This is a genomic window from Pseudomonas sp. DP-17 (genome assembly GCF_022380625.1).
Lineage (GTDB): Bacteria > Pseudomonadota > Gammaproteobacteria > Pseudomonadales > Pseudomonadaceae > Pseudomonas > Pseudomonas nitroreducens_A.
Genome location: NZ_JAKSXG010000021.1, coordinates 40,691 through 63,579, shown reverse-complemented (window position 1 = coordinate 63,579; position 22,889 = coordinate 40,691). Strand labels below are relative to the sequence as shown.

At 67.5% G+C, this 22,889-nt stretch carries 13 protein-coding genes; 10 read left to right on the top strand and 3 right to left on the bottom strand.

The window, feature by feature from the left end; translation table 11 throughout:
• The first annotated feature begins 55 nt into the window (after positions 1-55).
• A complete protein-coding gene (locus MJ122_RS29425) occupies positions 56-331 on the top strand; it encodes a metal/formaldehyde-sensitive transcriptional repressor (protein ID WP_088417623.1) in 276 nt (91 codons plus the stop codon).
• A 6-nt stretch (positions 332-337) separates the two neighbouring features.
• On the opposite strand, the gene MJ122_RS29420 is transcribed toward MJ122_RS29425, so the two are convergent.
• Complete coding sequence (locus MJ122_RS29420) at positions 338-568, bottom strand: DUF2789 domain-containing protein (protein WP_017519384.1); 231 nt, start codon at positions 566-568, stop codon at positions 338-340.
• A gap of 163 nt (positions 569-731) precedes the next feature.
• Between MJ122_RS29420 and MJ122_RS29415 the strand changes: the two genes are divergently transcribed.
• The gene (locus MJ122_RS29415) at positions 732-1,934 is read left to right on the top strand and encodes an MFS transporter (protein ID WP_239747134.1); all 1,203 of its coding nucleotides are present in this window, start codon (positions 732-734) and stop codon (positions 1,932-1,934) included.
• 93 nt (positions 1,935-2,027) lie between these two features.
• On the opposite strand, the gene MJ122_RS29410 is transcribed toward MJ122_RS29415, so the two are convergent.
• Entirely contained in the window at positions 2,028-2,645 is a 618-nt protein-coding gene (locus tag MJ122_RS29410) for a glutathione S-transferase family protein (RefSeq protein ID WP_088417625.1), read from the bottom strand.
• A gap of 127 nt (positions 2,646-2,772) precedes the next feature.
• Here MJ122_RS29410 and MJ122_RS29405 point away from each other — a divergent pair, with 127 nt between their 5' ends.
• Entirely contained in the window at positions 2,773-3,669 is an 897-nt protein-coding gene (locus MJ122_RS29405) for a LysR substrate-binding domain-containing protein (RefSeq protein ID WP_239747133.1), read from the top strand.
• A 156-nt stretch (positions 3,670-3,825) separates the two neighbouring features.
• On the opposite strand, the gene ppk2 is transcribed toward MJ122_RS29405, so the two are convergent.
• Positions 3,826-4,644 (bottom strand): polyphosphate kinase 2, encoded by an 819-nt coding sequence (ppk2, locus tag MJ122_RS29400; RefSeq protein WP_088417627.1) that lies wholly within the window; start codon positions 4,642-4,644, stop codon positions 3,826-3,828.
• A gap of 249 nt (positions 4,645-4,893) precedes the next feature.
• Between ppk2 and MJ122_RS29395 the strand changes: the two genes are divergently transcribed.
• The 7 genes from MJ122_RS29395 to MJ122_RS29365 all read left to right on the top strand — a co-directional run bounded on the left by MJ122_RS29395 (position 4,894) and on the right by MJ122_RS29365 (position 22,818).
• Entirely contained in the window at positions 4,894-5,724 is an 831-nt protein-coding gene (locus tag MJ122_RS29395; RefSeq protein ID WP_088417628.1) for a DUF535 family protein, read from the top strand.
• 101 nt (positions 5,725-5,825) lie between these two features.
• Positions 5,826-9,293, top strand: a complete 3,468-nt coding sequence (recC, locus tag MJ122_RS29390) for an exodeoxyribonuclease V subunit gamma (protein WP_239747132.1) — start codon at positions 5,826-5,828, stop codon at positions 9,291-9,293.
• Entirely contained in the window at positions 9,290-12,976 is a 3,687-nt protein-coding gene (gene recB / locus MJ122_RS29385) for an exodeoxyribonuclease V subunit beta (protein ID WP_239747131.1), read from the top strand. The genes recC and recB overlap by 4 nt, the downstream gene beginning before the upstream one ends.
• Positions 12,973-15,000 carry an exodeoxyribonuclease V subunit alpha gene (gene recD / locus MJ122_RS29380; RefSeq protein WP_239747130.1) on the top strand — a complete coding sequence of 676 codons (2,028 nt, stop codon included), beginning with the start codon at positions 12,973-12,975 and terminating at the stop codon, positions 14,998-15,000. The genes recB and recD overlap by 4 nt, the downstream gene beginning before the upstream one ends.
• Before the next feature lie 407 nt (positions 15,001-15,407).
• Positions 15,408-18,254: an ATP-binding protein gene (locus MJ122_RS29375; RefSeq protein ID WP_239747129.1), complete on the top strand. Its 2,847-nt coding sequence runs from the start codon at positions 15,408-15,410 to the stop codon at positions 18,252-18,254.
• On the top strand, positions 18,233-19,429 hold the full coding sequence (locus tag MJ122_RS29370) for an EAL domain-containing protein (RefSeq protein WP_239747128.1): 1,197 nt from the start codon (positions 18,233-18,235) through the stop codon (positions 19,427-19,429). The genes MJ122_RS29375 and MJ122_RS29370 overlap by 22 nt, the downstream gene beginning before the upstream one ends.
• 146 nt (positions 19,430-19,575) lie before the next feature.
• On the top strand, positions 19,576-22,818 hold the full coding sequence (locus tag MJ122_RS29365; protein ID WP_239747127.1) for a hybrid sensor histidine kinase/response regulator: 3,243 nt from the start codon (positions 19,576-19,578) through the stop codon (positions 22,816-22,818).
• The last annotated feature ends 71 nt before the right edge of the window (positions 22,819-22,889 follow it).

Below are 22,889 nucleotides of genomic sequence, written 5' to 3'. Positions count from 1 at the left end.
TGGTCCACAGGATCAGTCTGGATACTATACCCCAGTATACCTTTGGAGTTTTGACGTGGGACATACCATCAAGGACCAGAAGAAGCTGCTGACCCGGGTGCGGCGCATCAAGGGCCAGAGCGAGGCACTGGAACGGGCGCTGGAGGCGGGCAGCGAATGCGCGGCGATCCTGCAGCAGATCGCCGCCATCCGGGGCGCGGTGAACGGTCTGATGGCCGAGGTGCTCGAAGGCCACCTGCGCGACCACCTGGGTGCCGAAGACCGCACCGCGGCGCAGCGCCGCGACGACCTGGAAGAGGTCATGGGCGTGCTGCGCTCCTATCTCAAATAGCCCCGCTCAACTGGACAGGCGTACCGCCAGTTCATCCACGTCTTCGGCCCAGTCCGAGTCCTGCTGCCAGGCCTCGCGCAGGAACTGGGCCTGGGCCGGGCTCCAGAATGGCGCGTCGGGGAGTTTCTGGCCTTCGAACAGGCGGTGATTGCCGAGGAAGGCATCGATGTCGCTGCGGCTGTCGGGCAGCCCCAGTTGCTTGAACAGGTTGGCCAGGGTGTGCGGCGTGGTATCCATCGTGGTCTCCTTGGGGCGCCGGGCACGCCAGCATGGCGTGCAGCAATGCGACAACTATAGGAGCAACCGCCGGGCAAGGTGCGGATTGGCAATTGCGGCGGAAATAGATAGCCTGCTTTCAATCGCCCCGCACACGCTCCGCCACCCACCGTCAGGCCCGTCCATGAGCTCGTCCGAGCAGCGAACCGCCTCCGTCACCCTGCGCATCCTCGCGACCGTTTTCTTCACCTTCGTCCTGTTCCTGAGCATCGGCCTGTTGCTGCCGGTGCTGCCCGGCTTCGTCCACGAAGGCCTCGGCTACTCGACGGTGATCGCCGGCGCGGTGATCGGCCTGCAGTACATCGCCACGCTGCTGTCCCGCCCGCTGGCGGGCTACATAGCCGATACCTACGGGGCGAAGCGCGCCGTGCTCCATGGCCTGGGCGTACTGGGCGTCGGTGGTGTGCTGGTGCTGGCGTCTACCAGCCTGGAATCCGTGACCTGGCTGAGCCTCACTCTGCTGCTCGGCAGCCGCCTGCTGTTCGGCCTGGCGCAGGGATTGCTGGGGATCGGCACGGCGAGTTGGGGCATTGCGCTGGTGGGCACACAGAACACCGCCAAGGTGATTTCCTGGAACGGCATCGTCAGCTATGGCGGCATCGCCATCGGGGCGCCGTTGGGGGTAACCCTGTCGGCCTCGCTGGGCCTCTGGAGCCTGGGGGGCAGCATCCTGGCGCTCACCGCCCTTGGCTGGCTGGCCGCCCGTGGTCGCGCGGAAGTGCCGACCATTCCGGGTACACGCATGGCCTTCCATGCGGTGCTCGGCCGTGTGCTGCCCTATGGGATGTGCGTGATGCTCGGCTCGATCGGATTCGGCACCCTGGCGACCTTCATCACCCTCTACTACGGCAGCCAGGGCTGGGCGAACCCGGCCTGGTGCCTGACCGCTTTCGGTGTCTGCTTCGTCGGCGCGCGGCTGATGTTCTCGGGCATGGTCAATCGCTTCGGCGGTTTTGCCGTCGCAGTGGTCTGCCTGGGCGTGGAGGTGTTCGGCCTGCTGCTGCTCTGGCAAGCCCCGGGGCCGGGCTTTGCGCTGCTGGGCGCGGCGCTCACCGGTTGTGGCCTGTCGTTGGTCTATCCGTCGCTGGGCGTCGAGGCGGTGTTGCGCATCCCGGCCAGTAGCCGCAGCGCCGGGCTGGGTGCCTACGCGCTGTTCTTCGACCTGGCGATGGGCATCGCCGGCCCGCTGATGGGGCTGGTTGCCGCCCGCCACGGCTATGCGTCGATCTTCCTCGCGGCGGCGGGCCTCGCGCTTTGCGGCTTCTTCATCTGTTTCGCCCTGCTGCGCTTCACCCGGCAGCGGCACGAGGAACTGCCCAAGGATTGAGCCTCAGAGAGCGTAGGAGCGGACTCCGTCCGCGATAGGCCTCAGGCGCGCCAGAAATCCATCGCGGACGAAGTCCGCTCCTACGCCGGGCTTTTACACCGGCGGAAACACCTTGAAGACGTCCAGCGCCTCGGCCTGCTCCGCCCAGTCGCGCACCGCCGGGTAGCTGTCCGCCGGAACATCTTCGCAGTGCAGCAGCTGCACGAAGGTCCAGGCCACTGCGATGCTGAGCCCGGCCTGGTCCAGCGGCGCGCCGGCGTCCAGCGACATTTCGCGCAGCTCGCCTTCCAGCTGCGCCAGGGCGGCGTGCAGTTGCTGGTCGACCCGCTCCTGCCAGCTGGCGAGTTGCTTGTCCTCGGGGCGCTGCTGCTCGTAATAGCGCTGCACCGCCTTCTCCATCACTGCCAGGGCCAGGCCCAGCAGGCGCGTAGCGCGCAACCGCGCAGCCGGCTCGGCGGGCATCAGGCTGCGCCCGGCCCGATGTTCGAGGTAATCGATGATCAACGTGGAGTCCATCAGCACCTCGCCGCCGCCCAGCACCAGGGTCGGCGCCTTCACCACCGGATTGATGCCGCGGAATTCCTCGTAGGTGCGGAACACCGACAGCGGCTGGTGGCTGAATTCGATGCCGAGCAGGCGCAGGGTGATGGCAACGCGGCGCACGTAGGGCGAGTCGAGCATGCCGATCAGGTGCGGAAGCTTTTGTTGCATGGGTAGGTCCTGTTAGTGGAAATTGCATAGTGGCTGGCGCGGTTGCCCTCCTGTGGCCATGAATCTAGCGGCTTTGGCTGTTTTGAAATAGCGACGATTAATGACCGATTCGGTTAGGAAAACTTACATGAGCGCATTACCACCGCTCTCCGCCCTGCGCAGTTTCGAGGCCGTGGCCCGACTCGGCAGCGTAACCCTGGCGGCCTGCGAGCTGCACGTTACGCATTCCGCCATCAGCCAGCAGGTGCGCCAGTTGGAAAGCCTGCTGGGCATCACCCTGTTACAGCGCGAAGGCCGGGGATTGCGTCTGAGCGAGGAAGGTCGCCTCTATGCCCTGCAGATTCGCGGCGCGCTGCGCGATATTGCGGAGGCGACCCGCCTGGCGAAGGCGCGGCCGGGGGAGGACGAGCTGGTGGTGGCGCTGACGCCGTCCTTTGGCCAGAAGTGGCTGCTGCCGCGCCTGCCGGCCTTCCGCGCGGTTTATCCACAGTACCGCCTGCGCCTGTTGGCCAGCCTGGAAGTGATGGACCTGCGCCAGGGCCTGGCCGATGTGGCCATCCGCATCGGCCAGGGTCACTGGGAAGGGCTGGCGCAGGAGCACCTGTTCGAGGACGAAGTGGTGGTCGTCGCTGCGCCGGACTTCAATGGCGGGCGCCTGCCTCGGACGCCGGAGCAGATCCTCCGCTGCCCGCGCGTTACCGGCTTCGAATCCTGGCTGGACTGGTGCCAGGCGGCGGGCGTGGCGGTCCCGCAGGAGCCGGCGGAATTCGTGGTGAACGACTCCAACCTGAGCATCGAGGCGGTGCGCATGGGCCAGGGCATTGGCCTGGAGCGCCGCAGCCTGGTGGCGGGCGCATTGAAAAGCGGCGAGCTGGTGGCGCTGAGCGATCTGCGCGTGCCCTATGGTTTTCCCTACTGGCTGGTGTGGCCCGAGCGCGAAGCGACCCAGGCCAAAGTGGCGGCGTTCGCGCAGTGGCTGTCTGTCGAGGTGGCCGACTATCTGCGTTCCGTCGCATTGGATTGACGGGGCGCAGGAGTGGACTTCGGCCGCGATCGATTCGAATCGCGCCGGAGATCATCGCGGGCATGGCCCGCTCCGATATGGAGCATCCTGGCTGGCCGACGGGAGCATGCATTGCCGGTCGATCCAGGGCCGGCACGAGGCCGGCCCCGGCTGGCCTCAGAAGACTTCTTCGATGTAGTGGAACGGGTAGTCCGGGCTCTTGTACTTGCCGATCTTGCCGCGCTTGGGCAGCTTCACTTCCTCGCGCGGGATTTCCTTGTACGGCACGTGCTTGAGGATGTGGCTGATGACGTTCAGGCGCACGCGCTTCTTGTCCTCGGAAGGCGCGACGATCCACGGTGCCCAGGGCGAGTCGGTGGCGGCGAACATCAGGTCGCGGGCGCGGGTGTACTCGTCCCAGCGGGTGAAGGACTTCACGTCCATCGGTGACAGCTTCCAGATCTTGCGGCCGTCGGTGATGCGGTCCTTCAGGCGGCGCTCCTGCTCCTCCGGGCTGACCTCCAGCCAGAATTTCAGCAGGATGATCCCCGATTCGGTGAGCATCCGCTCGAACAGCGGGGTCACGGCCAGGAACTTGTCGGCCTGCTCTTCGGTGCAGAAGCCCATCACGCGCTCGACACCGCCTCGGTTGTACCAGCTGCGGTCGAAGATCACCACTTCACCCGCCGACGGCAGGTGGCGGATATAGCGCTGGGCGTAGAGCTGGGATTTTTCCCGCTCGGTGGGCGTGGGCAGCGCCACCACGCGGAATACTCGCGGGCTGACGCGCTCGGTGAGCGCCTTGATGGTGCCGCCCTTGCCGGCGCCGTCGCGGCCTTCGAAGACGATGCAGACCTTCAGCCCCTTGTGCACCACCCATTCCTGCAGTTTGACCAGTTCCACGGAGAGCTTCTTCAACTGCTCCTCGTAGTCCTTGTTCTTCATTTTGCCTTGCGGTTCGACAACCTTGGTTTCGGCTTTGCTCTTCTTGCCCATCGTGGTCTCCATGTCGGGGCGTCGGGGTACCACTCCAGAGCATAGCGGTGGTTGGCCATCGAGCATCTGCGAAAGCGATCCGTTGTCCGTCGGACTTTGCCGCGAGCTGATCGGAAAGATCAGTCAACACGTCGGTAGTGGAGCCGATCCCTCTGCCGGAAGTCCACGAACACACTGGCGCGCTTTTGTTTTCGCGTGCGCACAGGAGTGCGTCGCGTCGTCTTCCCCCGCTCCGGACCGATCTGACTCATGCGCTGGAAAACCATTCGCAAGGGCGGCCAACGCGCTTTGGCCGCTACCCTGTATCCCTATCTGCACTGGCGCTGGTCGCGTTGCATCCAACTCATGCCGGTGCTGTCGCAGAGTTACAGGAACGGTCTGCCGCCCGCCCAGAAGCACTGGCGCAAGTACCTGTGCCGCCACTGGAGCATCCGCCGCCGGCTTGCCGCGCTGCTGGAGCACTATTCGCAGCTGGATTGCCTGCCCGGAGTCTGGCGAGAGAAGTTGCTGGCGCTGGGGGCGGTGCCCCTCAGCCGGGTTCCTCTGAAAAGCGGCGACACGCTGGAAGTACTGCTGGAACCCTCGGACTTCTACCGTGAGGGAGAGCTGGGCCTGTACCTGCGCAACGGCGAGGGCGAGCGCCTGTACTCCCTGAGTTTCACCTTCGGCAAGAATGGCCGGTTGCTGATCGGCGGGTTGCAAGGCCCTCGCACGACGATGGATGAAGGCACGGTCAAATGGCTGGGCAAGGAAATGTTCGGCCTGCGTCCCAAGAGCCTGCTGCTCACCGCCCTTTATACGCTGGGCGAGCAGATGGGCGGCCGGCAATTACTGGGCATCAGTGACGCCGCGCACACCTGTTCGCACAAGCTCAAGTCCAGTTACGACGCCTTCTGGCTGGAGGTCCAGGCCAATCGGCATGACCGCCACTGGTACCGCCTGCCCGAGCGCGAGCCGGTGCGTGACATCGCCGAGGTGAAGAGCCAACGGCGCAGCGAATTCCGCCGCCGCGAAGCGCTGCGCGAAGAGGTCGCCGGCTCCATCCGCCAAGCCTGGGAGCAGGGGGCCGTAGCCGCCTGAGCCGGTCTGTAAAAAACTGCCCCGCCCGCGCGCTTTTTTGGTGAAATGCCCGTCATCCCCGGCGGGCGCTTTCCATCGCCCGCTCCGCACCAGGAGAGACGATGAGCGAGCAGCGACTTACCCCCGGCCTGATGGTGATCCACGGCAACCATCCGGAAGCGCTGCGCGACCTGCTGGTGCAGTGGATGAGCCTGCACCCGCTGGCGCCGCTGGAAAACGAGGTCATCCTGGTGCAGAGCAACGGCATCGCCCAGTGGCTGAAGCTGGCGCTGGGGCGCGACGTCGAGGAGGGCGGTTGCGGCGTCACTGCCGCGCTGGACGTGCAACTTCCCGCGCAATTTCTCTGGCGCGCCTACCGCGGCGCGCTGGGCCGTGATGAAATCCCCGAAGTCTCGGTGCTCGACAAGGGCCCGCTGACCTGGCGCCTGATGCGCCTGCTACCCACCCTGTTGGAACGCGATGAGTTCGCCACCCTGCAGCGCTTCCTCGCCGACGACGCCGACCTGCGCAAGCGCCACCAGTTGGCCGAGCGCCTGGCTGACCTGTTCGACCAGTACCAGGTCTATCGGGCCGACTGGCTGGAAGACTGGAGCCGTGGTGTCGACCAGTTGCGCCTGGCCAATGGCACGGTGCGCGATCTGGAGGCGGACAACCGCTGGCAGGCTGCGCTGTGGCGCGCGCTGCTCGACGATGTCGGCCCGCAAGGCCTGGCCACCAGCCGTGCCGGCGTACACGGGCGTTTCATCGCGAAGCTGAAGGCCGCCGAGCAGCCGCTGCCGGGGCTGCCACGGCGTGTGGTGGTGTTCGGTATCTCGGCCATGCCCGCGCAAACGGTGGAGGCTTTAGCCGTGCTGGCGCGCCACGCCCAAGTCCTGCTCTGCGTTCACAACCCCTGCCGTCACCACTGGGCCGACATCGTGGCCGACAAGGACCTGCTGCGCCACGAATACCGTCGCCAGCGCCGCCGCGCCGGCACTCCCGAACTGCTCAGCGAAGACCAGCAGCACCAGTATGCGCAGCCGCTGCTGGCCGCCTGGGGCAAGCAGGGGCGCGACTACATCAACCTGCTCGACCAGTACGACGATCCGGAAAGCTACCGCGCTCGCCTGGGCGCGGTGAGCAACGGGCGCATCGACCTGTTCAGCGAAGTGGAACCGGACAGCCTGCTCGGCCAGCTGCAGGACGACATCCTCGAGCTGCGGCCGCTCAACGAGACCCGCGAGCACTGGCCGGCGGTCGACCCGCAGGCCGACGACTCGGTGCGCTTCCACGTCGCCCACAGCCCCCAGCGCGAAGTGGAAATCCTTCACGACCAACTGCTCGCGCGCTTCGACGCCGATCCCACGCTGCGCCCGCGCGACGTGATCGTCATGGTCCCGGACATCAACCCCTACGCACCACACATCGAAGCCGTGTTCGGCCAGATACCGCGCGACGACAAACGCTTCATTCCCTACACAATGGCCGACCAGGGCCAGCGCGGCCGCGAACCGCTGCTGGTGGCGCTGGAGCACCTGCTGCGGCTGCCCGACAGCCGTTTCGCGGTCAGCGAAATCCTCGACCTGCTGGATGTCGCCGCCGTGCGTGCGCGCTTCGGCCTGGCCGATGCCGACCTGCCGCTGCTGCGCCGCTGGATCGACGGTGCCGGTGTGCGCTGGGGCCTCGACGGCCAGCAGCGCGAACGCCTCGGCCTGCCCGCCGCCGCCGAAGCCAACAGCTGGCGCTTCGGCCTGCGGCGCATGCTGCTGGGCTTCGCAGTGGGCGAGGGCGAAGCCTTCCAGGGCATCCAGCCCTACGCCGAGATCGGCGGGCTCGATGCCGCCGCCCTCGGCCCGCTGGCCGGGTTGCTCGGCGCGTTGGAAGAAGCCTGCGACCTGCTCGCCGAGGAGGCCGATGCGGCGACCTGGGTGCAGCGCCTGCGTGCTCTGCTGGAAGACTTCTTCCTGGTGAGCGACGACCACGATGAACTGCTCCGCCAGCAACTGCTGAACCTGCTCGAAGGCTGGCTGGAAACCTGTGGCTACGCAGGCTTCAGTGACCCGCTGCCACTCTCGGTGGTGCGTGAGGCCTGGCTCGGCGGCCTGGATGCCGGCGGCCTGAACCAGCGCTTCCTCGCCGGTGCGGTGAGCTTCTGCACGCTGATGCCGATGCGTGCGATTCCCTTTCAGTTGGTCTGCCTGCTGGGCATGAACGACGGCGACTACCCGCGCCCGCAATCGCCGCTGGACTTCGACCTGATGCGCAACGACTACCGCCCCGGCGACCGCTCGCGCCGCGAGGACGACCGCTACCTGCTGCTCGAAGCGCTGCTCTCCGCGCGCCGCCAGCTCTACGTCAGCTGGGTTGGCCGGAGCATCCGCGACAACAGCGAGCGCCCGCCGTCCGTGCTGATAGGCCAATTGCGCGACCACCTCGCCGCTGGCTGGCGCAGTGCCGATGGCGGTGACCTGCTGCACGGCCTGACCCTGGAACACCCGCTGCAACCCTTCAGCCGCGCTTATTTCGATGCACCCTCGGTACAGGGTATCGACGGGCTCTACACCTATGCCCGCGAGTGGCGAGATGTCCACCGCGAGTACGGTGGCGAGACGACTGAAGCGCCGCTGTCGCCGCCGGTGCTGGACGCACCCATCGGCCTGCGCGTGCTCTCGGACTTTCTCGCCAACCCGGTCGGCGCCTTTTTCCTGCAGCGCCTCAAGGTGCGTTTCGGCGAGGAGCAACTGACTGGCCAGGACGAAGAGCCCTTCGAGCTGAATGGCCTGGATGTGTGGCAGTTGCAGTTCGAACTCTGCGAGCGCCTGCGCCCGTGGGTGGAACAGCACTGGCAGGCCGATCAGCTCACGGTGCAACTGAGCGCCCAGGTGCAGCGCCTGCGCCGTGAGGGCCGGCTGCCGCTGGCGGCGTTCGGCGACTTCTCCGCCCAGGCGCTGGTGGCGCCGCTGCACGACCTGCTGGCCCGCTACCGCGAGCAACTGGAGCACTGGTCGCGGGTGGAAGACGAGCAGCGTGAACTTGTCCACCAGCATGCCGGCATTGAGCTGGCCGACTGGCTCGGCGGTCTGCGCCGCAACGCCGACGGCCAGCTCGCCAGCCTGCAACTGGTCAGCGGCAAGCTGCATGAAGGCAAGGGCTACAAATGGCATGGACTGGTGCGCCCGTGGGTGCGCCACCTCGCGCTGCAACTGTGCGGCGAACCGGTGACGAGTGTGCTGGTCGGCCTGACCGGCACCCTCGAATTCCCGCCGCTGCCGGCACAGCAAGCGCGCGCCGAGCTGGATGCGCTGCTGGATGCCTGGTTCCAGGGCATGAGCCGCCCGCTGCCGGTCGCCTGCAAGGCAGCGTTCGCCTGGCTGGCCGCCGGAGAAGACGAAGAGCATGCCGCCCGTGAAGCCGCCAAGCGCTATGACGGCGGCTTCAACCTGAGCGGCGAGGCGACGTCCTCGGCAGCGCTGGCGCGCGTCTACCCGGATTTCGCCGCGCTCAACGCCAGCGGCGAATTCGCGGCCTGGGCCGAAGCGCTCTACGGGCCCTTGTTCGAACTTCTGCAGCGCAAGGAGGCCGGACAATGAGTGCCGTCGAGCTCAATCCCCTCGACTTCCCGCTGCACGGCAGCCGGCTGATCGAGGCCAGTGCCGGTACCGGCAAGACCTTCACCATCGCCTTGCTTTACGTACGCCTGGTCCTCGACCACGGTGGCGAACAGGCCGCGTTCGGCCGGCCGCTGAGCCCACCGGAAATCCTCGTGGTGACCTTCACCGAAGCCGCGACCCAGGAACTGCGCGAGCGTATCCGTGCGCGCCTGGGCGAGGCCGCGCGCTGCTTTGCCGAGCCCGAGCAGAAGCACGACGGCCTGCTGGTGAAGCTGCGCGACGGTTACGCAGCCGAGCGCTGGCCCGGCTGCGCACGCCTGCTGCGGCTGGCCGCCGAATGGATGGACGAAGCCGCCGTGTCTACCATCCACAGCTGGTGCTACCGCATGCTGCGCGAGCACGCCTTCGACAGCGGCAGCCTGTTCACCCAGGACCTTGCCGCCGACCAGAGCGAACTGCTCGCCGAGGCCGTGCGCGACTACTGGCGACGCAACTTCTACCCGCTGGGCGTGGCGGCGGCCAATGCCGTGCGCCATTGCTACGCCGGCCCCGAAGCGCTGGCCCGCGCCCTGCAACCGCTGTTGGCGGCGCAGGAGGCCGGCTTCCGCTACGCCGACCAACCGCTGACCGCCCCAGCTTCGCTGGCCGATCTGCTGGAAGCCACCGGTCAGTTCTACGACGAACTCGCCGCCGCCGAAACCCGCGCCCGCGAAGCCTGGGCGGCGGATCGCCAGGGCGTCGCCGAACTGCTGCGCAACCTGCGCGGCGATCTCAACGGCAACAGCTATCGCGGCAAGGATGACGACGCCGTGTTCGCCGGCTGGATCGAAGCGCTCGATGCCTGGAGCGAAGGCGCCGACGCGCCGGACAACCTGGCCAGGTTCGGCCAGACGCGGATCAAGGTGAAAGCCAAGGCCGTGGTGCCGGAGCACCCCGCGCTGCTGGCCATCGACGCCTGGGTCGAGCGCTCCGAGCAGCGCCCGGAGATCGCCCCGCAATTGCTGCTGCATGCCCTGGGCGAAGTGCGGCACAACCTGGAAGTGGAGAAGCAGAAGCGCGCCGAACTGGGCTTCGACGACCTGCTGGTGCGCCTCGACCGCGCCCTGGCCGGCAGCGGCGGCGAGCGCCTGGCCGAGCGTATCCGCGAGCAGTTCCCGGTGGCGCTGATCGATGAGTTCCAGGACACCGACCCGCTGCAGTACCGCATCTTCGAGCGCGTCTACCGCATCGACGCGAATCCGCGGAACCTCGGACTCTTCATGATCGGCGACCCCAAGCAGGCGATCTACGCCTTCCGTGGCGCCGACATCCACACCTACCTGCGCGCCCGCGCCGCCACCGCCGGACGGCACTACACGCTGGGCACCAATTACCGCTCCACCCTGGCCATGGTCAACGCGGCCAACCGCTGTTTCCTCTATGCCGAAGCCCACGGACGCGGTGCGTTCCGCTTTGCCGTGGAAGGCCAGGAAAACCCCGTGCCCTTCCTCGAAGTGGGCGCCCGTGGTCGCGATGAAACACTGCTGCTCGAAGGCAGCGAAACGCCGGCCATGACCTTCTGGCAACTGGACAACGAGGGGCAGGTCTGCGGCTCCACGCTGTACCGCCAGGAGATGGCCGCGCGCAGCGCCAGCGCCATCCAGCGCTGGCTGAGCTCGGCGCAGAGCGGCTTCCGCGATGCCGATGGCCAGTGGCGTGCCCTGCGTCCCGCCGACATCGCCATCCTCGTGCGTGGCCGCAGTGAAGCAGAGGCGGTGCGCGGCGAACTGGCGAAACGCCGGCTCGCCAGTGTCTACCTGTCGGACCGCGACTCGGTGTTCGACAGCCCCGAAGCCGTCGACCTGCTGCACTGGCTGCGCGCCTGCGCCGACCCCGGCGACGATGGCGTGCTGCGCATCGCCCTGGCCACCCGCAGCCTGGCGCTGGACTGGGCGACCCTGGAACGGCTGAACCAGGACGAGCGCTTCTGGGAAGACATGGTGCTGCGCTTCCGCGACTACCGCCTGCTCTGGCAGCAACAGGGCGTGCTGCCGATGCTGCGCCGCCTGCTCGCCGACTTCGCCCTGCCGGCGCGCCTGCTGCGCGAAACCGACGGCGAACGCAGCCTGACCAACCTGCTGCACCTGGCCGAATGGCTGCAGCGCGAGGCCGTTGAGCTGGATGGCGAGCACGCTTTGCTGCGGGTACTGGCCGAGCAGCTGGAAAACCCTTCCAGCGAAGAAATCCTCCGCCTGGAAAGCGACGCCGACCTGATCAAGGTGGTGACCATCCACAAGTCCAAGGGCCTGGAATACCCACTGGTGCTGCTGCCCTTCATCTGCACCTGGCGCGAACTGGATGGCAAGAGCGGCAACCCGCCGAGCTTCCAGTCCGGTGAATCCCGCGTGGTCGAGCTGGCCCGCGACAAGGAACTGACCAAGGCGGCTTTCCAGCAGGCCAACGACGAACGCCTGAGCGAGGACATGCGCCTGCTCTATGTGGCCCTGACCCGCGCGCGCCATGCCGTGTGGCTGGGCGTGGCGGCATTGGTGATGAGCAACAGCAAGAACCCCGAGCTGCACAAGGGCGCCATGGGCTACCTGCTGGGCGGCGGCAATACGCTGTCCATCGAGGACGTGACCACGCGCCTGGTCGAGCTGCAGGCCGGGCAGACCCTCATTGCCCTGGAGCCGGCGCCGCAGATCGCAAGCGAGCAGTTCGTCGGCGTCCAGGCCGGCGAGCTGGGCGCCGCGCGCGAACCGCGCCGCCGGGTGGCGGAAAAGTGGTGGATCGCCAGCTACTCGGCGTTGGCCAACATGACCGCCGTGGGCGCCAGCGAGGACGACAGCGAAGTCGCTCCCGCGCCGGCCGCCGACGAACCTATCAGCGCCGGCGAAGACCTGCTGCGCGAAAGTAGCCTGGAAGAACACCGCGAGCTTGAAGCGGTGCCCGCACCCTTCAGCCTGCACGCCTTCCCGCGCGGTGCGAACCCCGGCAGCTTCCTCCACGGCCTGCTGGAGTGGGCCGCCGACGAAGGCTTCAATGCCGACGAAGAACAGCTGCGCGACCAGATCGCCCGGCGCTGCGCCGTGCGCGGCTGGGAAGAGTGGATCGAGCCACTCACCGGCTGGCTGGGCCAGTATTTGCGCACGGCTTTTTGCCTGCCCGCTGCGGCCCCGGTCAGCCTGTCCGGGCTGGCCACCTTTCAGAAGGAAATGGAGTTCTGGTTCTCCACCCGCAATGTCGATACCCAGCGCCTCGACGCCGCCGTGACCCGCCACACCCTGGGCGGCGCAGCGCGGCCGACGCTGCAGCCGAACCTGCTCAACGGCATGCTCAAGGGCTTCATCGACCTGGTATTCGAACACGAGGGCCGCTACTACGTGGCCGACTACAAGTCCAACTGGCTGGGGGCGGACGACGAGGCCTACACCCAGGCAGCGCTGCGCGAGGCGCTGCTGGAGCACCGCTACGACCTGCAATACGCGCTCTACCTGTTCGCCTTGCACCGGCTGTTGCAGGCGCGCCTGCCCGACTATGACTACGACCGCCACATCGGAGGCGCGATGTACCTGTTCCTGCGCGGCAGTTCCTCGGCAACCCAGGGCATGTACCTGGAGCGCCCGCCCAAGGCACTGATGGACGAGCTGGACCGCCTGTTCCGCGCGGAGGTGCCGGCATGAAGAATACTGCCGAGATGCTCGAACTGATCGGCCGCTGGGCCGAGCGTGGCTGGCTGCGCGAGCTGGACCGTGCCTTCGCGACCTTCCTGGTAGAGCGCGCGGCGGATGCCGACCCGTTGCTGATCCTCGCCGCCGCCCTGGCCAGCCACCAGCTCGGGCGCGGGCACGTCTGCCTCGACCTGGAAGCGACCCTGGCCGACAGCCGCTTTGCCCTGTCCCTGCCGCCTGAAGGCGATTCGGTCAAGGACGCACCAGAACTGCCCGGTGTGCTGCTGGATGGCTTCGACCTCGATGCCTGGCGCGCCGTGCTCAACGACCCGCGGCTGGTCGGCGATGGCCCAGGCGACACGCCGTTGGTGCTCTCCGGCCGCCGCCTGTATCTGCGCCGCTACTGGCAGTACGAGCGCGAAGTGCGCGCCGGTATCGACCAGCGCCTGCAGCAGGGCGATGCACTGCGTGCCGCGCTGCCTGCCGCACAGCTGCGCCAGGCGCTGGATGCGCTGTTCCCGAAAAGGGCAGGGGCGCCGGCGGATTGGCAGAAGCTCGCCTGCGCGCTGGTCGCCGGCAACGCCTTCGGCATCGTCACCGGCGGCCCCGGCACGGGCAAGACGACCACCGTGGTGAAGCTGCTCGCCCTGCTGCAAAGCCTGGCGCTGGGGGAGGGCGGGCGACCGCTGCGCATCCGCCTCGCCGCGCCCACCGGCAAGGCGGCCGCGCGGCTGAATGAATCCATCGCCGGCGCCGTGCAGCGCCTGGATCTGGCCGGGCTGGCCAATGGCGAAGCGGCGCGCGAAGCCATTCCGACCGAAGTCACCACCTTGCATCGCCTGCTCGGCAGCCGGCCGGACAGCCGTCAATTCCGCCACCACGCCGGCAACCCGCTGGCGCTGGAACTGCTCGTGGTGGACGAAGCCTCGATGGTCGACCTGGAAATGATGGCCTCGCTACTCGCCGCGCTACCTGCGCGAGCGCGGCTGATTTTGCTGGGCGACAAGGACCAGCTGGCCTCGGTAGAGGCTGGCGCGGTACTCGGCGAGCTGTGCAGCCGCGCCCGTGAAGGTCACTATCGTCCGGCCACCCGCGACTGGCTGGAAGCGGTGACCGGCGAGGAGATCGCCCCAGCGCTGCTGGACACTGCCGGCAGCGACCTCGACCAGGCCGTGGCCATGCTCCGTCACAGCCACCGCTTCAGCGCCGAGAGCGGTATCGGCCAATTGGCCGAAGCGGTCAACGCCGGTGATATTCCGGCCCTGCGCCAGGTCTGGAAGGCGCAGCACGAAGACCTCGCCCGCATCGCCGTGGATGCCCGGGAAACCCGCAGCCTGCGCGATCTGGTGATCGACGGCGGGCGCGGCGGCGACCTGTTCGGCCCGGTCGGTTACGCCCATTATCTGCGTGTGGTCAGCGGTTCACGTCCGGCCGACGACGCCGATCAGGCCGCGCTGGATGACTGGGCACGAAAGGTGCTGGAAGCCCACGGCCAGTTCCAGCTGCTCTGCGCGCTGCGTCGCGGGCCCTGGGGCGTGGAAGGGCTGAACCTGCTGATCGGCGACCTGCTGCAGCGCGAGGGCCTGATCCCCTCCGCCCACGGCTGGTTCGCCGGGCGCCCGGTGCTGGTCACCCGCAACGACTATGGCCTGGGCCTGATGAACGGCGACATCGGCATCACCCTGGCGCTACCGCAGGCGGCCGGCGACGGGTCGCTGCGCTGGGTGGCGCGCGTGGCCTTCCCGGCGGGCGACGGCAGCGACGCCATCCGCTGGATCCTGCCCAGCCGCTTGCAGGCGGTGGAAACGGTGTTCGCCATGACCGTGCACAAATCCCAGGGCTCGGAATTTACCCACGCCGCGCTGCTGCTGCCCGACAGCCTCAATCCGATCCTGACCCGCGAGCTGGTCTACACCGGCATTACCCGCGCGCGCAAATGGTTCACCCTTGCCAGCGCCGGGCGCGGCTGGCAGGTGCTGGAGGCAGCGACTGAGCGACGGGTGCAGCGGGCGAGCGGGCTGCTGGATTTATCCTGAGGCATCCACGGCGAAGCTGTCCCAGGGCAACACCTCGTCCAGACGTCGTATCAGCGCATCGATCCATGCCGTCACCGCCTTGGGCGCTTTGGGGGACGCCGCGCCCGTAGCAAAGCTCCGCAGGGCCAAACGCCGCAATCACCAGCCGGTGGCCAGCCTCTGCTGCCTCCAGCAGGCCTTGCAGGGCCTGGGGCGGGTTCCTGTGCATCGCGGAACAGCGCAACGGTGGTGGTCGGCATGTGGCACCTCCAGATCAACGGAGCACGAAATCGCGCCCCTCCGGTTTAGCGGGTGTCTGGCGCATGCTCGCTTCGTGGCTTGTGGGAATACGCGCGGCAACCCGCATTTCTCCATTTTTTAGATTTGTCTGATGTCCGCCCGGCGAGCTTTTCGCCAGGCTGGCAGGCATGAAACTCAAGCAATTCCTTCGTCGTCAGGATTCCTCCTTTTCCACTCCGAAGGCCGCGCGAAAGCTGCTTCGTCTGTTGGCCTGGCTGGTGATCGCCTGCCTGTTCTTCACTTTGAGCCTGTTCCTTGCCGCGAGCTTCAACAGCGAGGTGTCGCAACTGCGCCGGCAGATGAATGCCGCCATGTACGAGGCCCAGAACTACCTGGGGCAGCGCGAGTCGCTGTTGGAGCACATCAGTCGCGGCGTGACCTGGAAAGCCCGCGAGCCGCTGTTGCAGTGGCGCCAGCTGAGCGCGCCGGTGCCGCCCCATGAGCAGGTCTACGTCACGCTCGGCGAGCCGGGTTCGAGCTGGAGCCTGGCGCTGTCGGGGCGCGACCTTTCGGAGCTGGAAGCCAAGCGCCTGAACCTGATCTACGTCTCGCCCGCGCCGGAGCGCTTCGTCACCCGGCTGTACGGGGCGCCAGCGCTCAATGCCGTGGTGCCGGCCTCGGTGCTCGAAGTGCTGGGGCAGCCCGGCACGGCGACAGAAGAGAGCCAGGTGCGCTGGCTCGCCGATCCGACCGACCCGCAGGCGCGGCAGTACCTGTTCACCCGCGCGACCAGCGAGCAGGACAATGGCTGGCTCGGGCTGGAGATGTTTGGCGCCGATCTCTCGGCGGCGCTCGCCATGCCCGACGCCGGGCGTTTCCTGCTGCTGGACCGCGACCACCGGACCATCCTCGGCAGCGCGGTCACGCCGCAGCTGGGCCTGCAATTCAGCGACCTTTGGGCAGGCGACAACTTCGCCTTCAGCGGCCCCGGCCTGATTCCCAGCCACCTGGCGCTGCTCAAGCACCTGGGCAGCTCCGACTGGTCGCTGATCTACTACTTCAACCTGTCTGACCTGCTGCTGCCGATCTGGCCCAGGCTGCTGGCCTCGCTGGCCTTCCTGCTGGGCTGCTGTCTGGTGGTCTGGGGCATGTGCCGGCGCATCAACCGCCGCCTGATCGGCCCGGCGCAGCACCGACTCAAGACGCTGGTGGAGAACGAGGACTTCCATCGGGCGATGATCCAGACCGCGCCGGTGGCGCTGTGCGTGCTGCGGCGCAACGATGCCGAAGTGATGCTGGAGAACCGCCTCGCCCAGCAATGGCTGGGCAGCGGCGAGGAACGTCGGTACTGGACCTACGGCTGGCTCGAGCGCGGTTTCAACAGTGGCGAGGACGGCGGCTCGGAAGAGGTGGAAACCCACACCGGCCGGCACCTGTACCTGAGCTACACGCCGACCCGCTACAAGGGCGAGGAAGTGCTGTGCTGCGCCTTCAGCGACATCAGTGCGCGCAAGCAGACCGAGGCCGCGCTGGCCGAAGCCAAGCGCCTGTCCGATGCTGCCAACGAGGCCAAGACGCTGTTCCTGGCAACCATGAGCCATGAGATCCGCACGCCCCTCTACGGAGTGCTGGGCACCCTTGAGCTGCTTGGCCGCACCGTGCTGGATCACCAGCAGTCGGGCTACCTGCGCGCCATCCAGCGTTCGTCCTCGACCCTGCTGCAACTGATCAGCGACGTGCTCGATGTGTCCAAGATCGAGGTCGGCCAATTGGGCCTGGAACCGGTGGAGTTCTCGCCGCTGGAGCTTACCCTCGACAGCATCCAGTCCTACGCCGCTGCCGCCCGCGCCAAGGGCCTGCAGATCTATGCCTGCTGTGACTGCCTGATGCCCGAGCGGGTGCAGGGGGACGCCACGCGCATCCGCCAGATCCTCAACAACCTGCTGAGCAATGCGGTGAAGTTCACCGACAGCGGGCGCATCGTGTTGCGGGTCCGTTCGGAGCCCGGCGAAGGCTGGCATGACACGCTGCACTGGCAGGTTGCCGACACCGGCATCGGTATTCCCTGGGACCAGCAGGAGCACCTCTTCGATGCCTTCTACCAGGTTTCCGGCAACGCGCGCATGGCGGGCGGAACCGGCCTTGGCCTGTCGATCTGCAAGCGGCTCACCGAATTGATGGGCGGGCAGTTGCGGGTCGTCAGTGACGTCGGCCTGGGCAGCAGTTTCTCTCTCAGCCTGCCGTTGCCCTGTGTGGACCGTCACTCCTCCAGTGAACCCAGGCTGGGTAACTCGATGGTGTGGGTGCATGCGCCGACACGCGAACTGGCCGAGAGCCTCTGCGGCTGGATCGCCCGCTGGGGTGCCCGCGCCCAGGTGGTAGCGGCCGACCAGCCCGTCGAAGAAGATGCCGCCAGCGTACTGGTGGACCTGCGCTTCAATTCCCATGATCGCAAGCCGCTGCCCGCCTGGCGCGGCTGCCGGGTGCTGGTGACCGACCTGGGCGGCGAGCAGCCGCGCCAGGAGGGTTGCGACTGGCACGTGGGCCGCTACAACCTCGAAGGGCTGCGCCGTGCCCTTGCGGCGGCGCAGGGCTGTGCCAGCGGCGAGGCGGCGCGCCTGGCCGATACCCTGCCCGACATCGGGCTCGGCCTGCGCGTGCTGCTGGTGGAGGACAACCCGATCAACCAGCTGATCCTGCGCGACCAGCTGGAAACCCTCGGTTGCATCGTCGAGCTCGCCATCGATGGCCGGCAGGCACTGACTCGCTGGCAGACGGACGCCTTTGACCTGGTGCTCACCGACGTCAACATGCCGCATCTCAACGGCTACGAGCTGGCCCGCGCGCTGCGCCAGCGGGGCTATCGCGGGCCGATCATCGGCGCGACCGCCAATGCCATGCACGAGGAAAACGAACGTTGCCTCGCCGCTGGCATGAACCGCTGCCTGCTCAAGCCGGTGGACCTGCGCACCCTGCGCCAATGCCTGACCAGCCTGCCCGCGGAGGTGCCGCCATGCGACATCAGCGCATCCTGATCGTCGAAGACCAACCCTTCCAGCGCGAATACCTGCTCAACCTGTTCCGCGAGCAGGGCGTCGTCGAGTTGCGCGCTGCCGAGGAGGGCGCCGAGGCGCTGCGCTGGCTGGAGCAGGAACGCTTCGACCTGGTGGTCAGCGACCTGATGATGCCCGGCCTGGATGGCGTGCAACTGATCCAGCGGCTGGCCACGCTGAGCCAGCCGCCGCTGCTGGCGATCATGAGTTCGGCTTCGCGCCCGCTGATGGGCAGCGCCTGCATGGTGGCCCGGGCCCACGGCATCACCGTGCTGGAGCAGATCGCCAAGCCGGCCCGCGCGCCGGTGATCCGCCGCCTGCTGGAGAAGCTTGTCTCGCGCCAGGAGCGCGAGGTGCAACGGCACGGGCCGGCGATTGCCGCGCCCACCCGCGAGGAGCTGGAGCAGGCCCTGGCGCAGCGGCAGTTCTGCGCCTGGTTCCAGCCCAAGGCTTCGCTGATCGATGGGCGTATCGTCGCGGCAGAGGCGCTGGTGCGCTGGGAGCACCCGCATCACGGCGTATTGTTGCCGGGCAGCTTCATGGCCGCGCTGACGGCTGCGGGGCTGGATGAGGCACTGCTCTGGGCGGTGCTCGAGCAGGCACTGCAGGCGCAAGCCGACTGGAGCCAGCTGGGGTTCCGCCTGTCGGTGGCGGTCAATCTGCCCACCCACCTGCTGGACGCCCCCGATTTGCCGGACCGTCTCGCCGCCTTCGTCGCCGCCCGTGGCGGGGTGCCGGCACACATCGTCTTCGAGCTGCTCGAATGCAGTGCCACGGCGACACCGGCCAATTACTACGCCGGCACCTGCCGCCTGCGCATGAAGGGCTTCGGCCTGGCACAGGACGATTTCGGCCAGGGCTACAGCTCGCTGTACAACCTGGTCTCGACGCCCTTCACGGAGCTGAAGATCGACCGCGCGCTGGTGCATGGCTGCGTGGATGACGAGGGGCTGGCGGCGGCGCTGGAAAGCATCGTCAAGCTGGGCCGGCAACTGGGGCTGGAGGTGATCGCCGAAGGCGTCGAGCATCCGGACGAGCTGGCGCTGTTGCGCCGGCTGCATTGCGACTGCGCCCAGGGCTACCTGTTCTCCGAGGCGGTGCCGCCTGCTGTATTCACCCGCCAGTTGCTCCAGGAGCGCGCCGCCATGGCTCATTGATCCACGGCAGGGACATCGCAGATGCGCAGGCGATTGCCGGCCTCCCGGGGGGCTGGCGGGTCGCCTTATCGCGTACTCACATCTAAAGTCTGCTGGTATCCGGCGGGCCCTCCGCCGCCACTTTCCCGCGACACCGGATGCTTTGCATGAAGGAACATGACCACGGCTCGATTCGTAAACTGGCCAGCACTTCGCTGCGCCTGAACGTCGTCCTGCTGTGCGCGGTTTCCCTCGCCCTGATGCTGGTGGGCGCGTGCTACTGGGCCCTGGGCCGGGTGGTGCAGGAAGAGCGCGACAAGGTGCATTTCCATTTCAGCCGGCTGGTGGGGGATATCCACGAGCATGAGGCTTTTCTCAACCGCATCGCCCTGCAGAGCGACGAGTCCACCCAGCGCCAGGACCTGGACGTGATCCCGCTGCAGCGACGCATGCTGATCCGCGAAAACGGCCTGGAGATCCACGAGGGGCGGGAGTTCTCCTTCGCCATGTCCTTCACCCTCGCGCATCAGGTGCGCCCTGTCGATCCACAGGAACGGCCCGGCACCTTTTCCTTCGGGGTGATGCTGGCGAACTTCTACAGCAGCTACTGGAGTACCTCGTCCTATCCCTCGCCCCAGGTACTGGTGCTCGACCTGCATGGGCCCACCAGCCTCGCGGTGCCCTCCATCGGCAACTTCCGCGGGCAGCGGCCGCTGACGCGGGGCAACTACCTGGCGGTGATCGAGGGTGTGCGCGAGGCGCTGGAGAAACACTCGCCCAAGCGCAGCGACACCCAGGTGCACTGGGCCCAGGCGCAGCCCTATACCGGCGGCGAGAACCGCGAGCTGCTGGCTTACGTCAGCCTCGACCTGCCCGATGCGCTGTGGTGGGAGTCGGACCTGGACCGCCGCGTGGTGGCGGTGTCGCTGCTGGACCTGGGACGCATCAATGACCTCGAGCAGGTGCTTGACCGGCCGGTGTTCGACGAGCTGGAACTGATCTCGCCGGGCGGCCAGGTGCTGATCGACTTCCAGGGCGGTGAAAAGGATTACCAGGACGGCCTGAACTTCAGCACCGACGGCCTGGTGTTCAAGGTCCGCAGCGAGTTCGATGGCGGTTGGACCGCGCTCTATCGCCTGAGCTACGCCAGCTTCTTCCGCTACGCCAAGTGGCAGTTCCTTGGCGGGCTGGCGCTGATCCTTGGCAGCCTGGCGGGCGGCTGGTTCGCCATCCGCTGGTACTCGCGGCGGGTGATCAAGCCTGCGCGCCGCGCCCATCTGGACATAGTCGAGAGCGACGCCTTCAGCCGCGCGGTGATCCAGACCGCGCCGGTCGCGCTGTGCGTGCTGCGGCATGGCAGCCACCAGGTAGTGATGCAGAACCGCCTGGCCGAGCAGTGGCTGGGCGATGCCGAAGCCATCACCCGCATCAGCCGCGACTGGGACCTGAGCGGAAGGATCGGCGGGGGCGATGGCGAGCTGGTCTTCGAGGTGGAAGGTCGTGCCCTGCACGCCAGCTTCGCGCCGACCCGCTACCGCGGCGAGAACGTGGTGCTCTGCGCTTTCAATGACATCAGCGCGCACAAGCAGGCGCAGCAGATGCTGGCCGATGCCAAGCTGTCGGCGGATGCCGCCAGCGAGGCGAAATCGGTGTTCCTTGCCACCATGAGCCACGAAATCCGCACGCCGCTCTATGGCGTGCTGGGCACGCTGGAGCTGCTCGGGCTGACCGAGCTGACCCTGCAGCAGCGCGACTATCTGGCGACCATCCAGCGCTCGTCGTCGACCCTGCTGCAGTTGATCAGCGACATCCTCGATGTGTCCAAGATCGAGGCCGGGCAGATGGCCCTGGAGGCGGTGGAGTTCAACCCGCTGGAGCTGGCCGAGGAGGTGGTCGCAGGCTATGCCGGCGTAGCCGAGGGCAAGGATCTGCAGCTCTATGCCTGCATCGATTCGAACGTCCCTGGCCTGGTGCGCGGCGATGCCGCGCGCATCCGGCAGATTCTTGCCAACCTGCTGAGCAATGCGCTGAAGTTCACCGACATCGGCCGCGTGGTGCTGCGCCTGCGCGTCGTGATCGGCGAGCAGGGCGAGACGGCGCTGCAATGGCAGGTCACCGATACCGGTATCGGCATGTCCGATGCGCAGCAGCAGCGTCTCTTCGAGCCCTTCTACCAGGCCCACGGCCACGAGCATACGGTCAGCGGCACCGGCCTTGGCCTGTCGATCTGCGCCCGGTTGAGCCAGTTGATGGGAGGGCGATTGCGCGTGGTGAGCGAAACCGGATTGGGCAGCAGCTTCACCTTCACCCTGGCGCTTCCGGTGCTGGAACGTGGCCAACCGCTGGCCGACGGCAAGCCGTTGCTGCCGCAACCGATCTACGTGCGGGCGCCGGTGAAAGAACTGGCGCAGAGCCTGGCCGACTGGATCGATTGCTGGGGCGGCTCGGCGCTGGTCCAGGAGCAGCTGCCGCCGGATGTTCCGCCCGGCGCGGTGCTGCTGGATCTGCTCGAAGCCGCTGGCGAGTCGCAATGGAGCGGCCCTCGGGTGCGGGCGTTGACTGATGGCGGGGTGCAGCCGCAGGCGTCCGCGCAGGGCTGGGAGGTCAGCCTTTACCACCTGGCCGGCATTGCCCAGGCGCTGCGCCTGGCACAGCAGGGCGGATCCAGCGAGGCGCGCCAGGCGCCCCGGGTCGCCCGGCTGGGCAAGCTTGGCCTGCGGGTACTGGTGGCCGAGGACAACCCGATCAACCAGGCGCTGCTCAAGGAGCAACTCGAGGAGCTGGGCTGCCGCGTCACCCTCACCAGCAATGGGCGCGAGGCACTCCAGCGTTGGGCGCCCAACGCTTTCGACGCGCTGCTGACCGATGTGAACATGCCGGTGATGAATGGCTATGAACTGGTGGGCGAACTGCGCCGCCACGACAGCCGGCTGCCGATCATCGGCGTCACCGCTAACGCTCTACGCGAGGAAGGCGAGCGCTGCATGGCGGTGGGCATGAATGCCTGGCTGGTCAAGCCGATGAGCCTGCGCACGCTGCACGACGGACTGCTCAAGGTCTGCGGCCACGCGACGGCAGAAGCGGCAGAAACGGCGGAAAACGAAGCGCGGCCCGAAGCGCCGGCGCAGGATCGACTGCAGGTTTCCGAGAAGATGCGCGAGCTGTTCCTGCGCACCATGCGCCAGGACATGCAGGGCGTGACGGAAGCCCTGCGCGCCGGTGATCTTCCCACCGTCCGCCAACAGGTTCATCGTCTGCGGGGGGCACTTGCGGTGGTGCAGGCCCATGGGCTCAGTGATGCCTGCGGCGCGGTGGAGGAAGCCTTGATCGCGCAACCCGCCGGGCCCGAACTGTCTGCGGCGGTGACCACGCTGCTGGGACGAATCGAGGCGGCCCTGGCCGGCCTCTGAGAGCCTGTCCGGTAACCGGGGCTATTCTGGAATAATGGCCGTGCCCTTGTGGCGGGCCGGCGAACGCAAAC